Source organism: Haloarchaeobius iranensis, assembly GCF_900103505.1.
GTDB lineage: Archaea > Halobacteriota > Halobacteria > Halobacteriales > Natrialbaceae > Haloarchaeobius > Haloarchaeobius iranensis.
Genome location: NZ_FNIA01000015.1, coordinates 35116 through 58824, shown reverse-complemented (window position 1 = coordinate 58824; position 23709 = coordinate 35116). Strand labels below are relative to the sequence as shown.

Sequence of the window (23709 nt, the reverse complement as noted above, 5' to 3'; positions counted from 1 at the left end):
CAAATTTTTATCTGTATAATGTCGCAACCAAGAGGTGGCATGGCAGACGATAGCCCCCCACCGCAGCAACGCGACCGGTCCCCGTGTGAGCTCAGCCGACGACGGTTCCTGACAGGCGTCGCCTCGGCGACCGCAGGCGTCGCGGCCCTCGAGGCCGGGACGGGCCTCGCAGCCGCGGGGCCAGACCCCACAGACACCGAGGTCGGGACCGACTTCGACTACGTGTACCGCAACACCGCGCTCGGCGAGGAGATACCGACGAGCGTCCAGGTCGCCGACGCGGCGACACTCGACGCGATCTCGACGCTCGGCTCCGGGTTCCGGAGCGTCACGGACCCGGTTCCAGGTGCGTACGTCCGACTGACGCGCACCGAGGCGGTCGAGGTGTACCAGACAGAGGGCGTCGAGGCGATGCGATTTGCCCCGGGCGCGAACCCGTTCTGGCGGCTCGACGAGTACCCGGGGCGCGTGTTTCCGGACTCCGGCGACGCCCTCGACTACATCGCGTACGACGAGGCCCTCGCTGGCCTCGACACGCTCGCGTCGGCGAACCCGGACCGTGTCGACGTCCGGACGGTCGGGCGGAGTCCCGGTCACGTCGACCGGGTGAGCGGCGAGCCCGAACGCTACGACGTGACGCTCGTGGAGTGCACGAACGACGTCTCGGACGACGCGGCGATGGCGGAGAAGGAGAAGGTGCTCTGTTCGCTGGGCATCCACGGTGACGAGCGCGCGGGGGTCGAGGCTGGCCTCCGCTTCCTGGAGGCCGTCCTCCGAGGTGAGGAGCCGGACGTCGCGAGCCGGCTGGACGATGTCGCCCTCCTGTTCGTGCTGCCGAACCCGGACGGTTGGGCGTCGCGCAGCCGTCTCACGGACGTCCAGGCCGCGAGCTCCACGTTCAAACGTGTGAACGCAAGCGGCGTCGACCCGAACCGACAGTACCCGACGGTCGGCTGGATCGACCCCGAGCACAATCCGGCCGAACCGAACGGCTCCGACCTCGCCGACGACGTGCCGGGGATCGACGACGACGTGGACGAGCGCTACACCGACACCGTTCCGGATTCACTGGGCGTCGTCGAGGCGCTCCGCGAGTACGAGAACTACGCGTTCGCCGCGGACTTCCACGGTATGTTCGGCTCCGAGAACCTGATCGAGGGGCTGCTGATGAACGACCGGTATCGACCCGACGAGCACGCCGTTCTCGATGAACTCAACCGCGCGGTCGACGCGAGCCTCGACGAGACCGTCGGCCCGCTGCTCGAGGAGAACAGGGACGCACTCGAGGAGGGAGCCGACCGACGGGCCCCGCGGACCGCCCGGGTGCCCGAGAACCCCTACAGCTACGGCACCATCCTCGACACCATCGGCTACACGACCACCGGCGGGTTCGGCTCGTGGTTCTCGGACGCGCTCGAGTACGGCGGCATCGACGCGATGGGCGTCTCCTTCGAGATGGCGCTCGACAACCGCAACCAGGGCGAGATGGCGTTCATCCCGGGGCTCAACGAGGTGCAGGTGACGGCGTACCAGACCTGCATGCGCGAGATGGTTCGACAGTCCGCGCTGGACCTGCAGGGGACTATCGACGCGCAGGGCCGGTCGACCGCTTACGTCGACACCGACGCGCTCACGCGCTCGTCGGCGGACCTGAACGTCGATACCGACACCCGGGTCGAGCGCGACGAGACGACGGTCGCCGTCGGACCGGCGGGCCGGACGCTCGCCATCTACGACGACCTCCCAGCCGAGGAGGGTCGGCTCCACCTCGCCGTCGACCCGGAGACCGGGCGTCGTGTCGACGTCGAACTCCGTGACCCGACCGGCGCGGTCGCTGCCTCGGCGAGCGCCGACGGTGGTGGGCTCCAGCACGGGACGCGACTGGCTGTCCCAGACGCCGGACCGGGCCCGTGGGAGCTCTCGCTCACCGCCGACGCGGACACCACCGTCAGGGTCCGGAAGACCTGGGTCGTCGCCGACGGCGCACCCTCGCCGATGGGCGTCCTCGGCTACGAGCAGCGCCCCTACGAGGTCACGCCGCTCGACTACCTCGACGAGTACGGCGGTGTGACCGACGGTGCGGACGTGACAGCCGAGTCCGTCGACGCCGTCGCGGGCGGTGGGCTGGTCTCCGGCGGCGGTCCGGTTGTCGACAACCTCGTCGTCCCACACGCCGACGGCGCGGACAACGCTGCGTACCTCGCCGCACTCGACGACTACGTCGCGGCCGGCGGGAACCTCGTCCTGACCGACACCGGGCTGGACCTGCTCGGATCGCTCGAAGCCGGCGGTGCGAGCTCCATCTCCGGCGGTGACGTCAGCCGGGTGACCCGCAACGCTGGTGCGCTCGGCGACAAGCGCGGCGGCGAACTCCTCGAGAACGTCCGTGGCATCGAGCGTGAGGTCTGGAAGGCGGCCCCGGTCGGCTACCGGACCCGGGGACAGGCCCCGCTATCGGTCGTCGACGAGGGGGCGTTCGAGGCGGCGGGTGGCACCGTCGCCGCCACGACCGGCGGCGAGGTCATCCTCGGGGAACTCGACGGCATCACCGTCGTCGGGACGCTCCTCCCGCCGGCGAACCAGGAGAACCTCCACCCGTTCGGCGTCTACGGCGCGGCGGTCTCCCGGATGGGGAACCAGCTCCTGGTGAACGCGCTCGGCCACAGTCAGACTGCGGTCGAGGGAGGTGACGGGACGTGAGCGAGGACGACAACGGGACGAGCCGTCGCTCCCTGCTCCGGCGTGCGGGCGTCGCGACGGGCGCACTGGCCACGAGCGGTCTCGCCGGTGTCGCGGGTGCTCGTGGACGTTCCCGGCCCGCGGCGTGTGACGGGGCGACGGAGACGACGACACGCAGCGGATCGCTCTCCGGGGCCGACGATGCGGCGACGCTCTCGTACAACACACGCACGAACGACCCCTGCGAGCTGAGCCTCGCACTGCGTAGCGCGAACGCGACGGACTTCGACCTCTACGTGACGACCGACGGCCGGACGCCGAGCACGGACGACTACGACGCGCGGTCGCGGCAGTCGCTGACCTCCGACGAGATGGTGACGCTCGGCGACTCCGAGCTGGACGCGAACGCGACCGTCGGGGTCCTCGTCGACTCCTACACTGCGGGCGGGAGCTGGACGCTCGAACTGACGGAGACGGCGACGGGCGGCGGCGGAGGCAACCAGCCACCAGTCGCCTCGTTCACCGTCAGCGCGAGCACCGTCGGTGTCGGCGAGACGGTCGAGTTCGACGCCACCGGAAGCGAGGACGCGGACGGCTCGGTGAGCAGCTACGAGTGGGCCTTCGGCGACGGCGCGACGGCCACCGGCCAGACGGCCGCCCACGCGTTCGAGGCGCCGGGGAGCTACACCGTGACGCTGACCGTGACCGACGACGACGGTGCGACGACGGACGCCACGAAGGAGATAACCGTCGAGTCCGGCGGCGGGGAGTGCGGCGTGACGAAGACCCGGACTGAGACGGGGACGCTCTCGGGCGACGGCGACGCGGACGAGTACGCCTACGGGGCACGGACGCTGGAACCCTGCGAGGTGACGCTCTCGCTGACCGGTGACGCCGGCACGGACTTCGACATCTACGTCACCTACGACGGACGCACCCCGTCGCCGTCGGACTACGACGACCGGGCGTACGACTACGGCTCCGACGAGGAGCTCGTCGTCGACGGGACGAACGTCCCCGCCGATGGCAGTCTCGGCCTGCTCGTCGATTCCTACTCCGGCAGCGGCGACTACACGTTCACAATCGAGGAGGTCGGAACTGGCGACGACGGCGGCGACGGGAACCAGCCGCCCATCGCCGACGTCACCCTCGGCGACACGTCGGTCGGTGTCGGCGAGACGCTGTCCGTCGACGGGAGCGGTTCGACCGACCCCGACGGCAGCGTCGCCAGCCACGACTGGACGTTCGGTGACGGTGCGACCGCGTCCGGTCAGACCGCGTCACACAGCTACGACAGCACCGGCGAGTACACGGTGACACTGACGGTGACGGACGACGACGGTGCCACGGCCAGCACCACGGAGACCGTCGTCGTCGAGTCGTCGGACGGTGACTGCGGTGCCGTCTCCGAGACCGCCAGCACGGACGGCACGTTCTGGTACTACGCCGACGGCGACACGTACACCTACGAGACGCGGACGGGCTCCCCCTGTGAGGTCACCGCGACGCTGGACGGGCCGAGTGACGCCGACTTCGACCTCTACCTGACAACGGACGGTCGGACGCCGACGCGGAGCGACTACGACGCGAGTTCGACCGGCTCCGGTGCTGACGCGTCGGTCACACTGTCGGCCGTCGATGCGAGCACCGCGGTCGGCATCCTTGTCTACCCGGCCAGCGGCTACGGCTCCTACCAGCTGGCGATCGAGGAGCTCGGCCGGTAACGCTCCGAACGGGCCCCCAGCCCCACACGTGCCGAACACCGTGGCTCTCTGTGTGGTCTCGGCCGGAGAAGTGCCGGCTCAATCGACTGTCCGGTCGGAAACCCGGGCACACCGTTATCCCGCGTGACACCGTATGTCGGAGTATGGCAGACGACAAACGCGGCAGGGAGAAGCAGTCCCGTGACGCGGACATGCGCCAGCGAAAGCGCGCCATCCTCGAAGAGCTGGAACGCACGAGCGAGACCGAGCCGCGCGTCGACTTCGAATCTATCGCGGAGGCGGAGGCCGCGCTCGAGTCCGTTCCCTTCCCGGCGACGGGACGACAGGTAGTCGAGGCGATCGGCGAGGTCGAGCTCGACGCGGCAGAGGGGCCGATGCAGGCGGGCGAACTGCTCCCAGACGCTGACGCGGAGACGTTCAACTCACCGACCGAAGTCAGGTCCCGGCTCCAGCGTCCCACCGTCGCCTCGGCGATGAAACGTGTCGTGGAGGCGGCCGACCAGACTCGAAAAGTCGAACTGAGCGGCTCACAGCGCGAGGCCTACGAGAAGACGTTCACGGCACTGGAGGACCTCGCTCCGGGCGACGAGGACGAGGGAATTCCCTACATCCGCGACTGGATACTCGACCAGCTAGCGGAGGGCGGCGAGCTCCCGGGTTCCCGTTCTGTACGCCGCGAGGCTGCGACCTTCGCCCGCGAAAACGGCTTTCCCGTCGGAGACGACGAGTGGCTCGGAATCTGAGCTTTCGACTGCTCTGGTGACTCACTTCGAGACGGCCGGCCCTGCTACGCCTCAGGTTCGAACACGTGTACCGTGTCGCGCTTCGTCGTCGCCGAGTCGACCTCTTCGAGCCCGCGTGAGGTGAACTCCCTGCGCCAGTCACGGAAGTACAGCGGAATACCGCCGCGGACCTCCACGGTCGTCCCCGGTTCGCGGTCCTCGTTCTCGACGACGACGAGCTCTTCGCCGGTGATTCGTGCGATCTCGTCGAACACCCAGGCCTCGTCCGGGTGGATGTGCTGGAGCGTCTCGACGGTGAACACGACGTCGAACGCGTCGTTCGGCAGGTCCGGGAGGAACTCCTCGATGGCGGCGACGTGGAAGGCCCCGTCCGCGGCCAGCTCGGTGAAGGACTCGACCAGCACGTCGATGGCGTCGGCGTTCACGTCCACTCCGGTGAGGTCCGAGAACCCGGCCTCACGGAGCGCGGCGAGGTGACGCCCCGAACTGCAGCCGAGTTCCAGCACGCTCGCGTCCCGGGCCACTCGCTCCGCGAGCGTCGAGACCAGCAGCTCGCTCGCCTCGTTCGACCCCAGGTGGGCGTAGTACGCCGGCGAGTACTCGCCGGACCGTTCCGCCCACTCGCGTCGAACGTCGTTAGATTCCACGTTCGGAAGCGGCGGGCTGGCCGTAAAGCTCTGGCGACCCGGTCGGCGGGCCGTCGTTCGTCGGGCGATTACAGCTCGACGGTCCCGAGGTCGGACTTGAGCTCGTCGACGAACTCGTTGTACGCGTCGACGAAGCCGGCGAACCGTGGGGCGTACTCCCGCACGTCCGCCGCGGAGGGCTGGTCGTACTGCGAGAGGAGGTAGAGCCCGCCTGAGCCGCCGACCCTGAGGTACGAGGTGCCGTCCTCGTCCCACTTCAGCTCCCACCGGTCGCCGTCGACCCGTTCGGTGAATGTGCCGTAGTCGCCGCCCTCGTACCGCCGCAGCTCCGCCGCGATGGTGTCACACACCTCCCGGACGCGGTCGGTGACGCGGTCCCGTTCCGCGACGACGGTGTCGGTGCTCGCGACAGCGGGGAAGTCGGTCGAGACGTCGTCGAGCACGCCGGTCCGGGCCTCGACGTACTGGTCGAAGGCCGCGACGAACGCGTCGTAGTCGACCATGGCGGACGCCAGTGCCTCGGGCTCGGGCGGCTGCTTCGTCGAGACGACGTAGACGTCGTCGCCGCGCTGCTGCTCGAACAGCAGGAACTCGAGGTCGCCACCCTCGTACTTCACGGTCCACTCGCCCGCGTCGGTGGTGAACGACTCGCGGCCGTAGTCGCCGCCCTGGAGTCGAGCCAGTTGGTAGGCGATACCGCCGGCGTGGTCGCGGACGGCGGCGACCAGTTCGTCCCGGTGCTCGATGGCGTCGGCCGCGTCGGCGGGCTCGCGTGGAGGCCAGTCTGTCACAGTCGACCCAGCAGCCGGAGGGAGATAACCGGCGTGGTGTCCGTCGCTCGTGGGCGGGCCGGATTCCCCTAACCCTAGCTATTTTCTGTGCCACAGCTTCACAGTATCTATGCCAACGATAGACCGGCACGACGTCGAGGCGGTCGTCCGGCGGTACGGCCTCGCCACCGACGACGAGGCCGTAGACGCCTACCTCGAGGCCACGGCGGAGCTGGCCACGCAGTACGGCGGCCTCGCTGCCGAACAGCCTGCGGCTGACACGACCGTCGACCCGACGCCCGGTGACGACGAGCACAACGCCTTCCGCTACCGCTTCGAACTGGGCGGCGGCAACGGGGCGCTGTCGGACCTCGACCTCGCCGTCAAGGAGAACATCGTCGTGGCGGGCGTCCCCTCGACCTGTGGCTCTCCGGGCTTCGAGTACGAGCCCCCGCACGACGCGACGGTCGTCGACCGACTCGTCGACGATGGCGCGACCCTCGTCGGGACGACGAACATGGACGAGTTCGCCTTCTACATCACCGGGGAGACGTGCGCGCACGGACGCACGAGCAACCCAACCGTCGAGGGCTGTGTTCCCGGTGGTTCATCGAGTGGCAGTGGCGCGGCCGTCGCAGCGGGGCTCGTCGACGCCGCACTGGGGACCGACACCGGCGGGTCGGTCCGGATACCGGCCTCGTTCTGTGGGGTCGTCGGCATCAAACCGACCCACCAGCGCGTCTCCCGCTTCGGCGTCGTCGACCTCTCGCACTCGCTGGACCACGTCGGCCCACTCGCGGGTGATGTAGAGACCGCAGCCAGGGTCCTCGAGACGATAGCGGGTCCGGACGGTGCCGACCCGTCGACGCGGGGGACGCCTGAGCCCGCCGGCTACGTCGATGCGGTCGATGCGGGCGTCGACGGGCTCGACATCGGCGTCGTCACTGAAGCGATGGCGACTAGCGAGGACGCCGTGGCTGACCGGGTCTCGGAAACGGTGGCCGAGCTGGAGGCTGCCGGCGCGACCGCCGAGGAGGTCTCGCTGGCCGGCTACCCGACGATGGGCCCCGCCGTCGGTGCCATCGCTGGCATGGAGTTCGCGGCGTTCGTCGGAGCGAACGGTGCCTCGTACTCGACGGGGACCGGCACGACGGCCGCACTCAGGGAGGCGCTGGCCGCGGCGAACGAGCGGGGGGAGTTCGGGGAGAACGTCGCCGGACTGCTCGTCACGAACGGTGTCCTGGCCGAGGGTGACGGTGCGGAGTACGTCGCTGCGAAGGGGATGCAACGACAGTTCAGCCGAACCGTCGGCGAAGCCCTCGAGGACTACGACGTGCTCGTCATGCCGACGACCCCGATCACGGCCCCCGAGTTCGGCGAGCTCGAGGGGATGGACGGGCTGCTCAGGGCGGTCGAGAACACTGCGCCGTTCAACTGTAGCGGGACGCCGGCTGTCTCGGTCCCCTGTGGCTCGGTCGACGGCAAGCCCGTCGGACTCCAGGTAGTCGCGGACTGGAACGACGAGACGACTGCGCTGCGTGTGGCGGGTGCCGTCGAGTCGCTCTGAGGGCAGCGAGGGGGCGAATCCAGGCGTACTCCGTGTTCAGCAGTGAACACAACCACTGAACAGAATCAATGAACATGCACTCTTCTTGCGGTTGTCTGGCACCCACGGTCGGGACACCGGTGTCGAGCGACCCAGCGTCAGGCGACCGACGCCAGGCGCGACAGGACCGTGTCACCGCCCGAGACGAGCGGCTCACCGTGGCCCATGCACGCGAACCCGAAGTCGAGGTCCCGCGCCGAGAGGGCACGGATACTCTCGCGGTTCTGCCCGGCGTCGTACGCGAGCGGCCATGGCAACGTCCCGAGGGAGCCGTCGTTCTCCCTGACGAGGTCGCCGAGGATCGCCACACCGAGCTCGGCGTGGTGGAACGTGGTGTGGCCGGGTGTGTGTCCCGGTGTGTGGTAGGCGGTGAAGCCGCCGATGCGCTCCTCGTCGGTCAGCCGTTCGACGGGCTGGTCCGGTAGCCCGAGCAGGAGTCCGGCAACCCGCTGAAACAGCCCCTTTCGGTTGCCGAACGGCGGTGTTCGCCTCCCGGCGGTGAAGCTCGCGTCGGGCTCCATCGCGTACACCGGACAGTCGGGGTCGAGACCGGCGATACCGCCGACGTGGTCCAGGTCGTAGTGCGTGACGAGGAGTCTGTCGAGGCCTTCGACGTCGTAGCCGGCAGTCGCCAGCCCCTGCCGGAGCTCCCCGACCGAGCGCGGCGTCCCCGCATCGACGAGGGTCACCTCGCCGTCATCGACGAGGTACGCGTTCACCGACCCGAGGTCGAGCCGCCAGACCCGTTCCTCGTGGTCGAGCGGTGTCGCGACGGTCATCCCTGGAAGAGGTTCACGACCTCGTGGGCCACGTCCGATTCCACCGCGACGATGTAGGTCTTCCCGACTTCGAGTCGCGTGTCGGGCCGGGCTACGTGGTCACCGGCCGCGCCCGAGACGACGAGGCTCCCACGGGGGAGTGTGATCTCCTCCAGAGTGCGGCCCGCGACTGGCGCATCCTCGACGACCTGAATCTGCAGGATGTCCAGGTCTCCGGTCACGGAGTCGAGCGTCTGTACGTCGCGCTCGATGAGGTTGACCGCCGCTCGCGCACCGGCGCCCTCGGTGAAGACGACGTCGTTCACCATCTCGTCGTACTCGTCGCCAACGTCGTACTCGGTTCGCATGACCGTGTACAGGTCCGGCTGGAGCTGTCTGGCCGCCATGCAGATTGCGAGGTTACTGCCCGTCTCCTGGGTCAGGGCCGCGAGCACGTCGGTGCGGGCCAGCCCCGCCTGTTCGAGGATAGTTGGTCGGGTCGCGTCGCCCGAGATGATGGTCGCGACGTGTTCCTCTTCCAGGAGCCCGACCTGTTCGGGGTCCTCCTCGATGACGACCACGTCGTGGCCGCGGTCGTCGAGGAGGTTCGCTGCTCGTCTGCCTACACGTCCACCGCCAGCGATCACGATTCGTTTCTGTGTCATGGTCAGTCGTTTCCTCCGGCTGCATCGGTGGTCGAATCGGGGCCGGTATCGGCCGTCTTCTGGCCGCCCCGCTCAGCTGATCCCGTTTCCCGGAAGTACGCGAAGTAGAACACGACTCCGAGAAGAATCCACGCGACGCTCAGCACGAGCGCGAGCGGGTCGGTCCGCAGCAGGTACTCCACGAGCACGCCCGTCAACACGAGGTTCAGCAGGATGCCCATGATGGGCGGCACGGGGTAGTACGGTATCTTGTAGGGCCGGTTCATGTTCGGTCGCTCCCGGCGCAGCTTGATGACCGCCCCGTTGACGATGACGAACGAGAGCAGGAAGAAGAGGCTCGACATGTTCCCCGCGCTCTTGGTCGGCAGCCCGACCGAGAGCAGCATGACGACCGCACTCGCCAGGATGGCGACGAACGGCGTCCCGTACCGGTGGTGGATGTTCCCGACCCGACTCGGGAGCTGCTCCTCACGACCCATCGCGAACGCGACGCGCGAGGAGGCGATGACGACCGCGTTGAGCGCAGTGATGGTCGAGAAGATGGCCCCGAAGACGATGATGGCACCGCCGTTCCCGATGACCGGTATCGGCGGCATGAACGAGGTCGCCGCCGCCGCGATGCCCGCCTCGCCTGCGTCCGCCAGCCCTGGCGCACCGAGGGTTCCGATGGCGACCGTCACGACCAGCATGTAGACCAGCACCGTCACCGCGAGGCTCACGAAGATGGCCTTCGGGATGTTCTCGCGCGGGTTCTCCACCTCCTCCGTCACGGTCGTGATGAGGTCGTAGCCCTCGAACGCGATGAACGTCAGCCCCATCGCGGGGAGGATGCTGAACGCGCCGTCTCCCTCCGGGAACAGCGGGTCGAAGTTCTGGAAGGTGAAGCTGGTCTCGCCACCGCCACCGGCCGAGAGGAAGCCGAACGCGACGAACACGAGCAGGATGGTCACCTTGATAGCCGTGAAGATGGTCTCGATGCTCCCGCTGGCGGCCGTCGAGACGGCGTTCACCGACACCAGCAGGAGGACCGCGGCGAACGCGAGGGCGACCTTCGCCGGAATCGCGACCGGCAACACGCCGAAGGTGACCGCACCGACCTGCCCCGGTGCGGGCACGAACCCGTAGACGTGGAGGAACTCGAGGAAGTTCGGCGCGAAGCCGAGCGCGTACAGCGCCCCGGCTATCATGTACGCGAACCAGAGCATCCAGCCCATCACGAACGACGAGAGGTCGTCGAAGATCTCCCTGACGAACGCGTATCCCCCGCCGCTCTTCGGAATCGACGCCGCCAGCTCGGCGTAGCAGAGCCCGGTGAACGCAGTCACGACCCCGTTCAAGACGAACACGAGGATGGCGGCCGGCCCGGAGATCTCGGCGGCCAACCCGGTCAGCACGAAGATACCAGCGCCGATCATCGCACCCATACCGATCATCGTCGCGTCAAGCAGTCCCAACTCGGCGGCCGGTTCGCGTTGGCTCATCTGTGACCTATCCCGAGTATCACGAGTGACTGTGATAGTGGTTTTCCCTGCAGGCTCGCCCCCGCGGTGGCCGGCCTGGACCGGCCGCATATCGGTCTTCGGCCCGCGCACGCGCCGAGGGTTCGGTCCCGACGACGGAAGCCGAAACACACTCGCACCACGAGAGCGAAGGGGCAGCCCGAGGATGTTACAGTCAGTCGGCGAGTGGCTGAGCGGGACCGAGGCGACCCTACTGGTCATCGTGCTGGGTCTGGCGACGCTCGGGACGACGGCACTGTTCCTGATCGGGTTGGCGGGCTACCGACGGCGCCGGTCGCGGGTCTACCTGCTGGTCTCGGTCGCGCTCGCGCTGCTCGTCGCCCGGTCGCTCGTGGGCTTTGGGACCGTGTTCGGCGCCGTCCCGATGCCGGTCCATCACCTCGTCGAACACGGCTCGGACTTCGTCGTCGCGACGCTCGTCCTGTACGCGCTCTACCGGAGCGAACCCCCTGTCCCCTCGAGCTGACGCTGCCAGTTCTCGCTCAGCGGGAACGAGTGGGGTATATTTAATCGCGAGACGGCTACCGTCGACTGTATGAGCGACGTGCGACGGAGCGTCCACCACCACATCGAGTCCCACCCCGGCGTCCACTTCAACGAGCTCGCCAGGGAACTCGACATCGCGACCGGACAGGCACAGTACCACCTCCGTCGTCTCCTGGAGGCCGGCCGACTCGACACCGAGGAGCTGCGGGGTCGGACGCACTACTTCCCGACGGGCTACGACCCGTGGGAGCAACGGACCATCGCACTCCTGCGCCGCGAGACGGTCCGGGGCATCATCGTGGCCGCGCTGGAGGAGCCCGAGCCCTCGGCGGCGGAGCTGGCCGAGGAGCTCGACGTGGCGCGGAGCACGCTGTCCTGGCACGTCTCCACGCTCGTCGAGGCCGGCGTCGCGGAGAAGTGCTACGACCAGCAGGGGCGGAGCCACATCACGCTGACCCGCCCCGAGGAGACGCGGCGGCTGCTGGACGAGGTCACGCCATCGCTGCCCGACCGGCTCGTCGACCGCTTCACCCGGCTGGTCGACGACAGCTTCCTCGAGTGAGCCGGGAGCGACCAATCGACCCCTGCCCGAGTTCGCGGAGCCTCTCCGCCGTTACTCCACCAGCTGGCCGCGGTACTGCTCGGCCAGTTCCCGGTCGAACGCGGAGAGTTCGACGATGTCCTCCTCGGCGAGGTACTCGACCTCGTCGACGTACGCCACGGCGTCCTCCCGTGCTTCGAACGGGGCCGGGTTCACCCGCATCGGGTCCTCCAACCTGTCCTGCTCGGTCTCGAGCGCGTAGTACGCGGTCGTCCCGTCGACGAGCGCCCGCGAGTTCAGGTCCCTGACCCAGAGACCCGCGATGTCGGCGTCGGTCTCGGCGAACTGGTCCGGGAGGGCGTAGTAGGTCGTCGCGCAGCCGGACGTACAGAAGAACTCGCGGGTGTCGTCTCCGTGCACGGCCTGTGCGTTCCACTCCGGGAAGTTCGCGGCCATCATGTCACAGACGGCACAGTGGGCGTCCTCGGGAACGTCGACCGGCGAGGCCGACTGTCCGTCGCTGTCCCCGCCGTCCGTCTCGTGTGCGACGTAGCTCGTGCAGTAGCCGCTCGGGTCGATGGTCCCCTCGACGATGGTGCAGGCACCGGCGCCGTCACCGTTCTTGTCGGGGATGTAGAACGTACAGCCGGAGCACTGCTGCCCGTCCTGGGGCTGGGGCTGGTAGCTCACGTCGCCCTTGCTGGCGAGATTATCCGGGTCGCGCTCGCCGCCGCCCAGCCCCGTCGCGGTCCGGTACTGTTCGGGGACCTGGTCGCTCGGCGTCGCCGTCGGGGTTGGCGTCCCGTTCCCCCCGTCGCCGCCAAGACAGCCGGCGAGGGCGGCCGCCGAGCCGGCTCCGACCAGGGCGAGCATCGTCCGTCTGTCGAGCGCCGTGTGTTCGTGTTCTGCCATGACTGGACCTTCGTGGGGGCCGGGGAAAGGTAGTCTGGTACGACCGTCGTAGTATTTCGAGAGCTGCACCAGACTGCTTACCTCCACCAGGCCGAAAGGGGCGACCATGCAGCGACGGACCTACCTCGCAGCCAGCCTCGGGCTCACCGCGGCGAGCGCCGGCTGCCTCACGTCGGCTCTCGGTGGAACAGAGGGGGGCGAGACGGTGCTCGACCCACCAGCGGACCAGCAGTACGACAGCAGTGAGCTGCCGTATCCGGCCCACGGGCAGGCGCTGCCCGACTTCGAGCTACCGGACCCACTGGCCGGCGAGGTCGTCGAGAGCGCGGCGGTCGACGGGACGCTCGTCGTGACCGCCTTCTTCGCGACCTGCCCAGTCGAGTGCGTCCGTCTCATCGGTCAGCTGGCGGGGGTCCAGCAGGGCACCGTCGAGCGCGGTATCGAGGACGAGGTGACGTTCCTCGCCATCACGTTCGACCCGGAACGCGACGACGCCGCGACCCTCCGCGAGTACGGCCAGCGGATGAACATCGACATGGCGGCGGGCAACTGGCGGTTCCTGCGGCCGGCGTCGCCCGAGCGCGCGGAGACGGTCGTCGACGAGAAACTCGGCGTCACCTTCGACCGAATCGGTGCCGGGGAGTCCCAGCGGCTACCGGGCTACGACTTCAGACACCTCTCCCTGACCTTCCTCCGCAACCCCGACGGCACCGTCGAACGAGCGTACCGCACCGACCGTCCGGACCACAAGCGCGTGCTCTCGGACGTCCAGACGGTCGTCGAGGCGACGGCCTGACAGATGGCCTCATGTACTCCAGCCAATCCACTCCTCGGGACGGAGACGCTCGGGCTCCCGGTGCTGGCCCTCGTCGGCCTGCTCGGCGGCGCACACTGCATCGGGATGTGTGGCCCGCTGGTCGCGACCTACGCGGCCAGGATGGACGGGGACGGCCGCGACGGCGTGCTCTCGGTCCGCGCGGTCAGGCAGCACGCGGTGTTCAACCTCGGGCGCACCGCCAGCTACACGCTGCTCGGTGGGCTCTTCGGCCTCGCGGGCCAGCTCGTCTTCGTGAGCGTGCGGGACGTGACCCTCGTCGCCACGGAGGTCCGCGCCACGACCGGCATCCTCGTGGGGCTCGTCGTCGCCGCGGTCGGCGTCAGCTACGTCGCCGGCAACGGGGCCCGGAGCGTCCCGATTCCGGGCGTCGAACGGGTCGCGAGCACGGTGCGGGGCAGCCTGCTCCCGCGAGTCGACGAGTGGGTCGGCGACTACCGCATCGCCGGCCTCGGAGCCGTCCACGGCTTCCTGCCGTGTCCGTTACTCTATCCGGCGTACCTGTACGCGTTCGTCCAGGGGTCGGCGCTCGGGGGCGCGGCGGCGCTCGCGGCGCTCGGCCTCGGGACGGTCCCGGCGGTCTTCCTGACCGGGACGGTGTTCGAGGGACTGGACACCCGGGGACACCAGCGGCTCCACCGTGCGCTCGGCGTCGCGTTCGTCGTGCTCGGCTACATCCCACTCCAGCACGGCCTGGCGGCGCTCGGCGTCCCGCTCCCGGCTATCCCTCTCCCGCACTTCCAGCCGTGGTGACCGGGCGTACTCGCGGAGGTGACCGGCGTGCGGCGGCGTGAGCTGCTCGGCGCGGTCGCCGCCGCGACGACGGTCGCGACCGCCGGCTGCAACAGCCTCGGCCGGACACTGACTGGCGACGACGGCGACGACCCGGAGTCGGTCACGGTCGAGACCATCGACGCGTCCGGCAGCCGGGCCGGCAGTACGGTCGTCCCCGAGCCGGGTCGCGTGACCTTCGTCGAGTTCTTCGCGACGACCTGCCCGATCTGCGCGTCGCAGATGTCGGTCGTCGGCGACGCCTACCGCCAGACCGGCGAGGACGTCCAGTTCCTCTCGGTGACCAGCGAGCCAGTCGGCCTGACCGTCTCGAGGGAGGACGTCGCGGCGTGGTGGGACGACCACGACGGCGGCTGGCCGGTAGGCGTCGACGACGGCGTGGCCCTGGCACGCAAGTACGGGGCCACGAGCATCCCGACGGCCGTCGTCGTCGCCCCGGACGGGACCGTGGCGTGGTCGCATACGGGGCGGACCACCGCCTCGCGAATCGTCGCGGAGATCCGGGCCGCGGGGGGTGACTCGACGCCGTGACCGGCCTGGAGGCGGGCCAGCTGGCGTTCGCCGCGGGGGCGGGCTTCGCGACGTTCCTCTCGCCGTGTGCGCTCCCCCTGGTGCCCGGCTACGTCGGCTTCTACGCCCGGTCGGCGGACGGGGCGGCGAACGCCAGCGGCGTGCTCTCGCGCGGACTCGCGGCCGCGAGCGGCCTCCTGCTCACCCTGGGGCTGCTCGCGACCATGGCGGTCCTCGCGGGCCGACCGGTCGCCCGGCTCCTCCCGCTCGTGGAGCCTGCCGTCGGGCTGGCCCTCGTCGGCCTCGGCGTGCTCGTGCTGACGAGGCGTGGCCCGTCCCTGACGGTCCAACTGCCGGAACGCCGGGCCGACACGCCGGGGTTCGCACTGTTCGGTGCCGGCTACGCCGCCGCGTCGGCCGGCTGTGTCCTCCCGGTGTTCCTGGCAGTCGTCGTTCAGTCGGTGTCGCTGCCGCTTCCCCAGGCTGCCGCCGTCGTGCTCGTCTACGCGTTGGGGGCCGCCCTGCCGCTGCTGGCGTTGACCCTGCTGGTGGGGCTCGGCGTCGACGTCGCAGCCGCCCGACTCGGCGGTCTCGGCAGTCTGCTCGAACGCGCCGCCGGCGTGGTCCTCGTCCTGGCCGGGACGGGACAGCTCGTCGTCGCGCTCGCACCGTCCGCGATGCCGTCTTCACCGATTCCAGTATGACAGGCGACACACCACCCTTCCACGGACACGAGCGGGGTCGGACGGGACGGCCCGCACGACCACTCCGCCAAGCCAGCAGCCGGACAGTATTGGTCAATCTTTGCACTAGTACAGCTCTCGAACCCGGCGACGGCAAGGAAGCCGTCGGCGCGCCTGGCGACGCCCCGACCGAAGTGAACGGGGTGAGGGCCGAGCCATGAGGACGGTCACGCTCGCCGGCGCCGTCGTGCTGCTCGCGCTGCTGGTCGCCGGGAGCGGGCTCGTCGTCGACACCGGCGACGGCGAGCAGCTCTCGCCGGTGGCCTTCGACCGGACCCTCACGACCGGCCTGACCGGTGTCGACGTCGAGCAGGCGCGGGAGGCGGGGTACGTCGTCCCGAGAGGACAGGTGTTCTACTCGCAGTACGAGTACGTCGTCGGCTACTACGGGACCGACGCGCTCGTCACGGGCGTCTCCCACCCCCGGCACCGGGCCCAGTTCGGCCGCCCGCTCGCGGTCTTCGTCAACGACCTCGCCGGCACCGACCCCGCGCTGACCGACGAGGGGTACGTGACGCTCCCCGACGCCGCGGCGCCCGGCTGGACGCGCGCCGAGGACGCCTGGTTCGTCGTCGGAACGCCGGCGCGGACACCTGCCGGACCGACCGCGCTCCCATTCGGCGACAGGGCGGCGGCCCGGGCGTTCGCTGCGGCCCACGACGGCAGCGTCGTCGACTGGGAGGGCCTCCGGGAGCGACGGGCGGACCGGACCGACGCCGTCGACCACGAGCCGCCCGTCGCCGAGCGACAGCGGTGGGCCGACCGGACCGTCGAACGGGCGCACGGGACGCTGGACCGGCCGGTGTCGATGGTCGTCGGCACCGATCGACCGGCGGTCGAGACCGCGGCCGGCCGGGTGTCCCCCGAAGACGCCGCCGGCGACGCGCCGGCTGCTGTGGTGCTGGGCGAGGACGCGCCGACGCTCGCCGCGGCTGTCGACCGCGCGCCGGCGAACACCACGGTCAGGCTCCTCGCCGGGCGGTACGACGCGAACCTCTCCGTCGGGAGACCGCTCACGCTCGCCGGGACCGGCACCGACACCGTCCTCGACGGGGGCGGCGACGGCACCGTCGTGACCGTCAGCTCGCCCGCCGTCGCACTCACCGACCTCCGGATCGTGGGGGTCGGGGACGCCAACGCCGGCCAGCTGGAGTCCGACGACGGGTCGGCCTGGGACCGTCGCATCAGGCTCACGTACGGCTACGGCGATGCTGCGGTGCGGCTGCACGACGCCGACCGGTCGCTGGTCGAGAACGTCCGCATCGACACGCCCTCGAACGGCGTCGTCGCCCTCGACAGCGACGGCGTCGTCGTCCGCGAGACCCAGGTGACCGGCACCGACGGGCTGTCTGGATTCATGAGCGTCCTGCCGATGTACTCCCGGATGGTCGTCGAGGACTCCCGGTTCGACGGCGGGCGTGACGCCGTCTACGCGCACTACGCCGACGGGACGGTGGTCCGCGACAACCACGTCGAGGACCTCCGGTTCGGCTTCCACGACATGTACACGAGCGACACGCTCGTCGTGAACAACACCGTCCGCGACGTGAACACCGGCATCTACGTGATGACCCGGCCGGCCGGCAACGCCGTGGTCGGCAACGACGTGCGGAACAGCAGCGTCGGCATCAGCACCGCCGGCACGGCCTCCTACGTGACGGGGAACGTGGTCGCGAACAACGAGGTCGGCCTCTCGATCGGCACCGCCCGGTCGACCTACCGCGGGAACACGGTCGTCGACAACGGCGTGGGCGTCCGGTCGACGACGATGCTCCCCACCAACGACGTGTTCGAGAACGACGTCGTCGGCAACGACAGGCCGGTGTCGCCCGGCACGGCGACGCTCGAGAGCTGGGCCGTCGACGGCCGCGGCAACTACTGGGGGGCCGTGCCCGGCGTCGACCGCGACGGCGACGGCGTCGTGGAGCGGGCCTACCGGCCGACGGACCCCGTCGACCGGAACGCTCGGCGCTCGCCGGTCGCGAACGCGCTCGCCTACTCGCCGGCGGCCCGCATGTTCGACCAGTTCCAGCAGGCGGCGCCGGGCCTCCGTCGCCCGAGCGTCGTCGACCCCGCACCGCTGACAGACCCGGTCCACCCGAACCGACTGGAGACGCACAACGTGAGCGTATCATGAGCACTCGACAGACCGGCCGAGCAGAGGAACAGCCAGCCGAACAGCGACCGGCCGTCGAGGTCACCGACGTGAGCCACTCCTTCGACGGCCTCGACGTCCTCGGGGACGTATCGTTCACCGTTCCGGGCGGCACGGTCGCCTGTGTCGTCGGCCCGAACGGGAGCGGGAAGACCACGCTGCTGCGACTGGTCGCCGACCTGCTCGAACCCGACGCCGGTTCCGTCACCGTCGCCGGCGACGGCGGCCGCCGGGTCGGCTACCTCGCCCAGCAGCCCGCGTTCCGCCGGCAGTTCACCGTCGCCGAGACCGTCGGGTTCTACGGGTCGCTCGTGGGGGACGCCACGGACGTCGACGCCGTCCTCGACAGGGTCGGGCTCTCGGCCGTCGCGGACCGCCGCGTCGACGCGCTCTCCGGGGGCATGCGCCGACTGCTCGGGCTCGCCCAGGCGATGGTCGGCGACCCGTCGGTGTTCGTCCTCGACGAGCCGGCGACCGGGCTCGACCCCACGATGGCCCGCCACCTCAGGGAGGTCATCGGCGCCCTCGCGGCCGACGGCGACGCTGTGCTCCTCTCCACGCACGACCTCCACACGGTCGACCGTATCGCGGACATGGTGCTGCTCGTCGACCGCGGCGAACTCGTCGCCGCTGGCCCGCCCGCGGAGCTGCTGGCCGAGGCTGGCGCGACGACGCTCGACGACGCCATCGAGACACTCGGCCACGGCGGGGGCACGGTCGGCGTCTCGCCCGGCCTCCACGGGGGTGACCGCGCGTGAGCGAGCTCCGCTACGTGGCCGACGTCGCCGAGCGCGAGTTCCGCACCGTCCTCCGGACCCCGACACTGCTGGCGGTCGGCCTCGGCTACGTGGTGCTGGTCGGCGGCATCGGATGGCTGGGCGGGACCGGCGCGTACCTCGCGCTCGTGCTCGACCTGCTGACGCCCGTCGAGCTGCTCGTCCCGGTGCTCTCGTTCGCCGTCGGCTACCGGGCGCTGCTCGGCGACCGCGAGAGCGGGGAGCTGGAGACCATCCGGACGTATCCCATCGCCGGGCACTGGTACGTCGTCGGGGTCTACCTCGGCCGGGCCGTCGTCGTGCTCGGGCTGGTGCTGCTCTCGTTCGTCCTCGCCGGCTCGGTCGTCCCCACGAGCGACACGGCACAGCTCTCGGTGGTCGCCTCCCACCCCACGGCGGACTCGCCCGCGCTCTACCTCCGATACGCGCTGGCGACGGCGCTGTTCGCGCTGGTCGCGCTCGCCATCGCGACGCTGGTCTCGGCCGCCGCACGTTCGACCCGTGGCGGGCTCGCACTGGCCACCGGCGGCGTCGTCGCGCTCGTCGTCGGCCTGGACAGTGCCCTGCTCGGCTCGGTATCCGGCGAGCACGTCCCGACCGCCGTACTCGCGCTCAGTCCGAACAGCGCCTACCGGAGTCTCGTCCTCGAACTGAGCGTCGCGCCGACGGGCGTCGCCGTCCCCGAGGGGCCGACCGCGCTCCTCGGCACGGCCGCGCTGCTCGCCTGGTTGGCCGCCAGCCTCGCGCTGGCGACCCGGCTCGCGTGGCGTTGACCGCTTCGGCCCGCGAGACGGTCGACTGCGTCGTCTCCGGAGACGCCCACACCACCGGCAGGCCCGGACTCGTGCACCTCGGGGTGGTACAGGCTCGTCGTGGCTGGTGTGAGACGGCCGCCGTGCTGAACACCCGGCCCTCGACGAGCTGCTGGCCGCCTTCGAGGGATGAGACAGCCCCGGCGGTCTGCCGCGGTCGATCACCGGTCAAAATCCGAGGGGTAGCCGGACGAACAGGGCCGCCCGGAGGTCGGTACTAGCAACCGTTCTGTCAGTCGGACTGGTCGGAGCTCCGCACACGGCCGACGCGCTCGGCTGCCTCGACCAGCGTCCCGAGCGTCCGCTGGACATCGTCGTTCCGGAGCGCGCCGAGCAACCCGAGCAGCCCGACCCGACGGTCGGTCGTCTCGTCGGCGAGCGCGCTCGCGCCGGCGTCGAGGGTCTCGACCACGTGAGGGTCGGTCGCCCGCTCCGCGACGGTCGCGGCCTCCCCCAGCTGCGTGCCGAGCCGGTAGTACTCGTCCGTGCTCCGGTCCGCGGCGTCGCCGAACCCTTCGACGAGGGCGACCAGCCCGCGGAACGTCTCCATGTTCTCGCCGAGTGCGGCGAGCGTCTCAACGGACTCCGCGCGGTCGAACGCGGCAGCCAGCCGGCGGACGTCCTCGCGGGCGGCGGTGGCGGCGGCCTCGTCCGCCGGGGCGACGTCGGCGAGCGCGTCGCTCGCCACCTCCAGCGTCGACAGCAGGTCGAGGAAGGTGTCGGTGTTCTCCCCGAGTCGCCGCAGGAGCACCACCGTCTCCTCCCGTTCGAGGGCCACCCTGAGCTGGGCGATCTCGCCGCGGTTCTCGGCGGCGACGGCCCGCAGCTCGGGCACGAGCTCCGCGGAGAGGTCCTGCGCGACGACCGCGAGGTCGAGCAGGTCGGCCAGGGAGTCGGCGTTGTTCCCGACCTGCTGGACGAGGCGCAGGGTCTCCTCGTTCTCGAGGGCGACCCGCAGGTCGGCCAGTGGCTCGCGGTTCTCGGCCGCGGCCGTCCGGAGCTCCGGGACGAGGTCGTCGCTCAGACCGCGGACCACCGTGAGCAGGTCGAGCAGCGCGAGGAGGTCGTCCGCCTGGGCGTCGACCCTGGCGGCCAGTTCCTGGAGGTCGGCATCGCCGTCCCGTGCGACCGCGTCGAACTCGGAGGGTGCGTCACTCATGGTTCAGGGGACGGGGTCGTAGCCGCGCATCCAGACGTTCCAGTACAGCGACGGTATCACGTTGACGTCGAGGAACCAGTTCAGCCGGCTGACGATGGGCGCCGAGATGGAGTCCTCGTAGTCGAACTCCGCGATCATCGCCTTGCCCTCCTCGGTCAGTATCGGACAGGCGGTGTAGCCGTCGTAGTCGGGGGCCGGGGACCGGCCGTCCAGGTACCGCTCGACGTTGTCGACGACGACGTGCGACTGCTTCCGTGCGGCCGATGCAGTCCGTGAGGTCGGGACGTCGGCGTTGTCACCCAGCGCGAACACCTCGGGGTACGTCTCGTGTTGCAGGGTGTTGTCGTCGACGCTGACGTACTCCCCGCCGTCGGTCAGCGGCGAGTTCTCGACGACGAACTCGTGGCCGTACTGCGGTGGGACCGGCGCGTAGAGGTCGTACTCGAGCGAGTCGCCCTCCGCAGAGCGGACGACCTGCTCCTCGTAATCGACCTCGGAGACGGTGAACTCGGGGACGAACGTGATGTCGCGCTCGTCCCAGATCTCCTCGATCCGCTCCTGGTACGGTGCCTTCGGACCGGTGCCGAACACCTCGGCCCCCGGCTTCGTCATCACGAGCTCCGCGTCGTCGCGGAGACCGCGCTTCCGGATGTGCTCCTCCATCAGCATCGTGAGCTTCAGCGGTGCGCCACCGCACTTGATGGGCGTGTCCGGCACGGTCACCAGGAAGCGCCCCCCGTCGAACTCGTCGACGGCGTCGCCGAGCGCCGCCGCCGCGGAGGCGTGGTAGAACGGGTACACCGAGTCGGTCCGGTTCCAGCCCTCCAGCATCCCCGGCACCGCGTCCGGCCGGCGGTCGTTCCCGACCGCGGTTATCAGGACGTCGTACTCGTAGCTGTCCGCCTCGCCCTCGACACGCCGGTCGTCGGGGTCGATTCCCGTGACCTCGTCCTCCACGAACGAGACCTCGTCGTGGAGCAGTTCGCGCGTGTCGCGCTCCTGGTCGGCCAGCTCCATGTAGTCGAACGGTATCAGGTAGTAGGCTGGCTGGTATCTGTGCGTCCGGCCTTTGTCTATCACGGTCACGTCGGCGTCGAGCCGCCGACGGAGCGCGTTGGCGGTCATCGTCCCGCCGGCACCGGCGCCGAGGACGAGAACGCTGGGTCTGTTTGCTGTCATTGGTATCGTAGCGTTGTTGTGTCGTCGTTCGATTGCCTGTGTCAGCTGGTCGTCTGTCCGCCCGGCGATGGGCCGGCGGTACCGACCCCATCCAGTAGCCGGACGAGGCTGTTCACGAGGACCGAACCGGCCGTCCCACCGCCAACGACGACGACGACGGGTTCAGTCATCGATACGTACGTAGAGGTCCCAGTGGTCGCCCCGGTCGACCACGTCGAGCAGTTCGTTCCCGGACTCCTCGCTCCACTCGGCGACGTCCGGTTCGGTGCCCTCGTTCGAGCTCTGGAGCCGGATGACCGTCCCGGGGTCGACGTCCTTGGCGTTCCCGACGAGCTCCATCAGGGGCCCTGGACACGACGAGCCGACCGCGTTCACCGTCACGTCCGCTTCGAGTTGTGTGTCTGCCATGGGTTATCGCTCCGTGCGAGCACTCGGGGATGGCCGTGTATGGGTTTTCAGTTGGCGCACAACAACATTCCCGCGTCCGCATGGACTCAGAGCGGCCCGAGACGCGCGACACCTCCGCCGGTGCCGAGGATGGCGCTACCGTCCTCGACAATCCGTAGCGCTGTGAGAGCCAGGTACTCGACCGAAACGACCTCTGGCCGTTCCGTCTGCACTCCTCCCTGTCGCGTTGAGCCGAACGACGGAGAGGGGAACGAACCGCCATAACCCGAGCGACAGTGAGTGTCGGGGCCGTCGATGAACGAATCTGAATGTCGTCTCAGGACAATACTGCTTGATTGGACCTCCCGGTCCCAGCGCGACAGACCAACGTGATGTCGGTGGCGGCCGCTCGCCGCGCGCTCACTCGCCGCGCTCGATGGGCATCCCGATCATGTTGCCCCACTCCGTCCAGGAGCCGTCGTAGTTCCGCACGGAGTCGTAGCCGAGGAGCTCGGACAGCACGAACCACGTGATAGAGGAGCGCTCCCCGATGCGACAGTAGACGATGACGTCGTCCGTCGGCGCGATGCCGTACTCCCGGTAGAGCGCCCGGAGCTCCTCGCGGGACTTGAACTGCTCGTCGGGCTGGATGTTGTCGCCCCAGAACACGTTGAGTGCGCCCGGCACGTGGCCGCCACGCATCGCGACCTCGTCGATCCCGGGCGGCGCCGTGATCTCCCCGCGGTACTCCTCGGCCAGCCTGACGTCGACGAGCTTCGTGTCGGAGCCGACCGCCGCGAAGACGTCGTCGCGGGAGGCTCGCACGTCGGGACTCGCCGGCGGCGAGAGCGAGCGACCGTACTCGACCGTCGGCGGGTCGACGGGGTCGGTCGACAGCGGGTAGGAGTGGTCCGTCCAGTACCCCCGCCCGCCGTCCATGATGCGAACGTCCGAGTGGCCGTAGTACGTGAGCTGCCAGTAGAAGTGCGTGGCGAACCAGTTCGAGTTGTCGCCGTACGCGACCACCGTCGTGTCCTCGGAGATGCCGCTCTCGCCGAGGAGCCGTTCGAGTTCCGCGGCGCTGAGGATGTCGTGCCTGTCCGCCGCGCGGAGGTCGCGCTCCCAGTCGAGCCCGACCGCGCCGGGCGCGTGGCCGCGGTCGTAGAACCGGGTGTTCACGTCGACCTCGACGAGACGGTACGCGTCGTCGTCCGCGGCGAACTCGTCGAGCCTCTCGGCCACCCACTCGGGCGAGACGAGCGCTGTCTCGGGAGAGTCGGTGGGCGTCATCGGGTACCCCTCCGTGCACT

General features: G+C 69.9%; 24 protein-coding genes. 13 read left to right on the top strand and 11 right to left on the bottom strand.

Features of this window, described 5'->3' with window-relative positions; genetic code table 11:
* The first annotated feature begins 39 nt into the window (after positions 1-39).
* From BLT27_RS13175 to BLT27_RS13165, 3 genes are all read left to right on the top strand, one after another.
* The gene (locus tag BLT27_RS13175; protein WP_089734642.1) at positions 40-2700 is read left to right on the top strand and encodes a M14 family zinc carboxypeptidase; all 2661 of its coding nucleotides are present in this window, start codon (positions 40-42) and stop codon (positions 2698-2700) included.
* A complete protein-coding gene (locus BLT27_RS20205) occupies positions 2697-4403 on the top strand; it encodes a PKD domain-containing protein (protein WP_175526461.1) in 1707 nt (568 codons plus the stop codon). The genes BLT27_RS13175 and BLT27_RS20205 overlap by 4 nt, the downstream gene beginning before the upstream one ends.
* A gap of 143 nt (positions 4404-4546) precedes the next feature.
* Positions 4547-5146 (top strand): DUF5789 family protein, encoded by a 600-nt coding sequence (locus BLT27_RS13165; RefSeq protein ID WP_089734640.1) that lies wholly within the window; start codon positions 4547-4549, stop codon positions 5144-5146.
* Between the two features lie 44 nt (positions 5147-5190).
* On the opposite strand, the gene BLT27_RS13160 is transcribed toward BLT27_RS13165, so the two are convergent.
* Complete coding sequence (locus BLT27_RS13160; protein ID WP_089734638.1) at positions 5191-5793, bottom strand: class I SAM-dependent methyltransferase; 603 nt, start codon at positions 5791-5793, stop codon at positions 5191-5193.
* Positions 5794-5861: 68 nt separating this feature from the next.
* Positions 5862-6584 carry a profilin-fold protein gene (locus BLT27_RS13155; RefSeq protein ID WP_089734636.1) on the bottom strand — a complete coding sequence of 241 codons (723 nt, stop codon included), beginning with the start codon at positions 6582-6584 and terminating at the stop codon, positions 5862-5864.
* A 109-nt stretch (positions 6585-6693) separates the two neighbouring features.
* On the opposite strand from BLT27_RS13155, the gene BLT27_RS13150 reads away from it, so the two are divergent.
* Entirely contained in the window at positions 6694-8130 is a 1437-nt protein-coding gene (locus tag BLT27_RS13150; protein WP_089734634.1) for an amidase, read from the top strand.
* Between the two features lie 137 nt (positions 8131-8267).
* Here BLT27_RS13150 and BLT27_RS13145 read toward each other — a convergent pair whose 3' ends face one another.
* From BLT27_RS13145 to BLT27_RS13135, 3 genes are read right to left on the bottom strand one after another with little or no spacing between them, the layout of a single operon-like run.
* Positions 8268-8948: an MBL fold metallo-hydrolase gene (locus tag BLT27_RS13145; protein WP_089734633.1), complete on the bottom strand. Its 681-nt coding sequence runs from the start codon at positions 8946-8948 to the stop codon at positions 8268-8270.
* Positions 8945-9592, bottom strand: a complete 648-nt coding sequence (locus tag BLT27_RS13140) for a potassium channel family protein (RefSeq protein WP_089734631.1) — start codon at positions 9590-9592, stop codon at positions 8945-8947. Before BLT27_RS13140 ends, BLT27_RS13145 begins: the two co-directional genes overlap by 4 nt.
* A 2-nt stretch (positions 9593-9594) precedes the next feature.
* A complete protein-coding gene (locus tag BLT27_RS13135) occupies positions 9595-11073 on the bottom strand; it encodes an APC family permease (RefSeq protein ID WP_089734629.1) in 1479 nt (492 codons plus the stop codon).
* Positions 11074-11257: 184 nt separating this feature from the next.
* Here BLT27_RS13135 and BLT27_RS13130 point away from each other — a divergent pair, with 184 nt between their 5' ends.
* Both BLT27_RS13130 and BLT27_RS13125 read left to right on the top strand, forming a co-directional pair.
* Positions 11258-11578, top strand: coding sequence for a DUF7471 family protein (locus BLT27_RS13130; RefSeq protein ID WP_089734627.1), 321 nt, complete (start codon positions 11258-11260; stop codon positions 11576-11578).
* Positions 11579-11647: 69 nt separating this feature from the next.
* Positions 11648-12160 carry a winged helix-turn-helix transcriptional regulator gene (locus BLT27_RS13125; protein WP_089734626.1) on the top strand — a complete coding sequence of 171 codons (513 nt, stop codon included), beginning with the start codon at positions 11648-11650 and terminating at the stop codon, positions 12158-12160.
* Between the two features lie 51 nt (positions 12161-12211).
* Here the strand turns inward: BLT27_RS13125 and BLT27_RS19835 are convergent, their stop codons facing one another.
* A complete protein-coding gene (locus BLT27_RS19835; RefSeq protein WP_175526460.1) occupies positions 12212-13051 on the bottom strand; it encodes a nitrous oxide reductase accessory protein NosL in 840 nt (279 codons plus the stop codon).
* 106 nt (positions 13052-13157) lie between these two features.
* On the opposite strand from BLT27_RS19835, the gene BLT27_RS19830 reads away from it, so the two are divergent.
* From BLT27_RS19830 to BLT27_RS13090, 7 genes are all read left to right on the top strand, one after another.
* On the top strand, positions 13158-13847 hold the full coding sequence (locus tag BLT27_RS19830) for an SCO family protein (RefSeq protein ID WP_175526459.1): 690 nt from the start codon (positions 13158-13160) through the stop codon (positions 13845-13847).
* A 3-nt stretch (positions 13848-13850) separates the two neighbouring features.
* Positions 13851-14639: a sulfite exporter TauE/SafE family protein gene (locus tag BLT27_RS19825; RefSeq protein ID WP_175526458.1), complete on the top strand. Its 789-nt coding sequence runs from the start codon at positions 13851-13853 to the stop codon at positions 14637-14639.
* A gap of 27 nt (positions 14640-14666) precedes the next feature.
* Positions 14667-15209 (top strand): TlpA family protein disulfide reductase, encoded by a 543-nt coding sequence (locus tag BLT27_RS13110; protein WP_175526457.1) that lies wholly within the window; start codon positions 14667-14669, stop codon positions 15207-15209.
* Entirely contained in the window at positions 15206-15892 is a 687-nt protein-coding gene (locus BLT27_RS13105; RefSeq protein WP_089734622.1) for a cytochrome c biogenesis protein CcdA, read from the top strand. The genes BLT27_RS13110 and BLT27_RS13105 overlap by 4 nt, the downstream gene beginning before the upstream one ends.
* 196 nt (positions 15893-16088) lie before the next feature.
* Positions 16089-18068, top strand: coding sequence for a NosD domain-containing protein (locus BLT27_RS13100; protein WP_089734620.1), 1980 nt, complete (start codon positions 16089-16091; stop codon positions 18066-18068).
* The gene (locus BLT27_RS13095; protein ID WP_089734618.1) at positions 18065-18844 is read left to right on the top strand and encodes an ABC transporter ATP-binding protein; all 780 of its coding nucleotides are present in this window, start codon (positions 18065-18067) and stop codon (positions 18842-18844) included. Before BLT27_RS13100 ends, BLT27_RS13095 begins: the two co-directional genes overlap by 4 nt.
* The gene (locus tag BLT27_RS13090) at positions 18841-19635 is read left to right on the top strand and encodes an ABC transporter permease (protein WP_089734615.1); all 795 of its coding nucleotides are present in this window, start codon (positions 18841-18843) and stop codon (positions 19633-19635) included. The genes BLT27_RS13095 and BLT27_RS13090 overlap by 4 nt, the downstream gene beginning before the upstream one ends.
* A gap of 271 nt (positions 19636-19906) precedes the next feature.
* Here BLT27_RS13090 and BLT27_RS13085 read toward each other — a convergent pair whose 3' ends face one another.
* The 5 genes from BLT27_RS13085 to BLT27_RS13070 all read right to left on the bottom strand — a co-directional run bounded on the left by BLT27_RS13085 (position 19907) and on the right by BLT27_RS13070 (position 23689).
* Positions 19907-20833, bottom strand: a complete 927-nt coding sequence (locus BLT27_RS13085; protein WP_089734613.1) for a DUF1641 domain-containing protein — start codon at positions 20831-20833, stop codon at positions 19907-19909.
* Positions 20834-20836: 3 nt separating this feature from the next.
* Complete coding sequence (locus BLT27_RS13080) at positions 20837-22012, bottom strand: NAD(P)/FAD-dependent oxidoreductase (RefSeq protein ID WP_089734612.1); 1176 nt, start codon at positions 22010-22012, stop codon at positions 20837-20839.
* Positions 22013-22053: 41 nt separating this feature from the next.
* Positions 22054-22182: a hypothetical protein gene (locus BLT27_RS20425; RefSeq protein WP_281241459.1), complete on the bottom strand. Its 129-nt coding sequence runs from the start codon at positions 22180-22182 to the stop codon at positions 22054-22056.
* Complete coding sequence (locus BLT27_RS13075) at positions 22175-22420, bottom strand: sulfurtransferase TusA family protein (RefSeq protein ID WP_089734611.1); 246 nt, start codon at positions 22418-22420, stop codon at positions 22175-22177. The genes BLT27_RS20425 and BLT27_RS13075 overlap by 8 nt, the downstream gene beginning before the upstream one ends.
* A gap of 399 nt (positions 22421-22819) precedes the next feature.
* On the bottom strand, positions 22820-23689 hold the full coding sequence (locus tag BLT27_RS13070) for a sulfurtransferase (protein WP_089734609.1): 870 nt from the start codon (positions 23687-23689) through the stop codon (positions 22820-22822).
* Positions 23690-23709 lie beyond the last annotated feature (20 nt).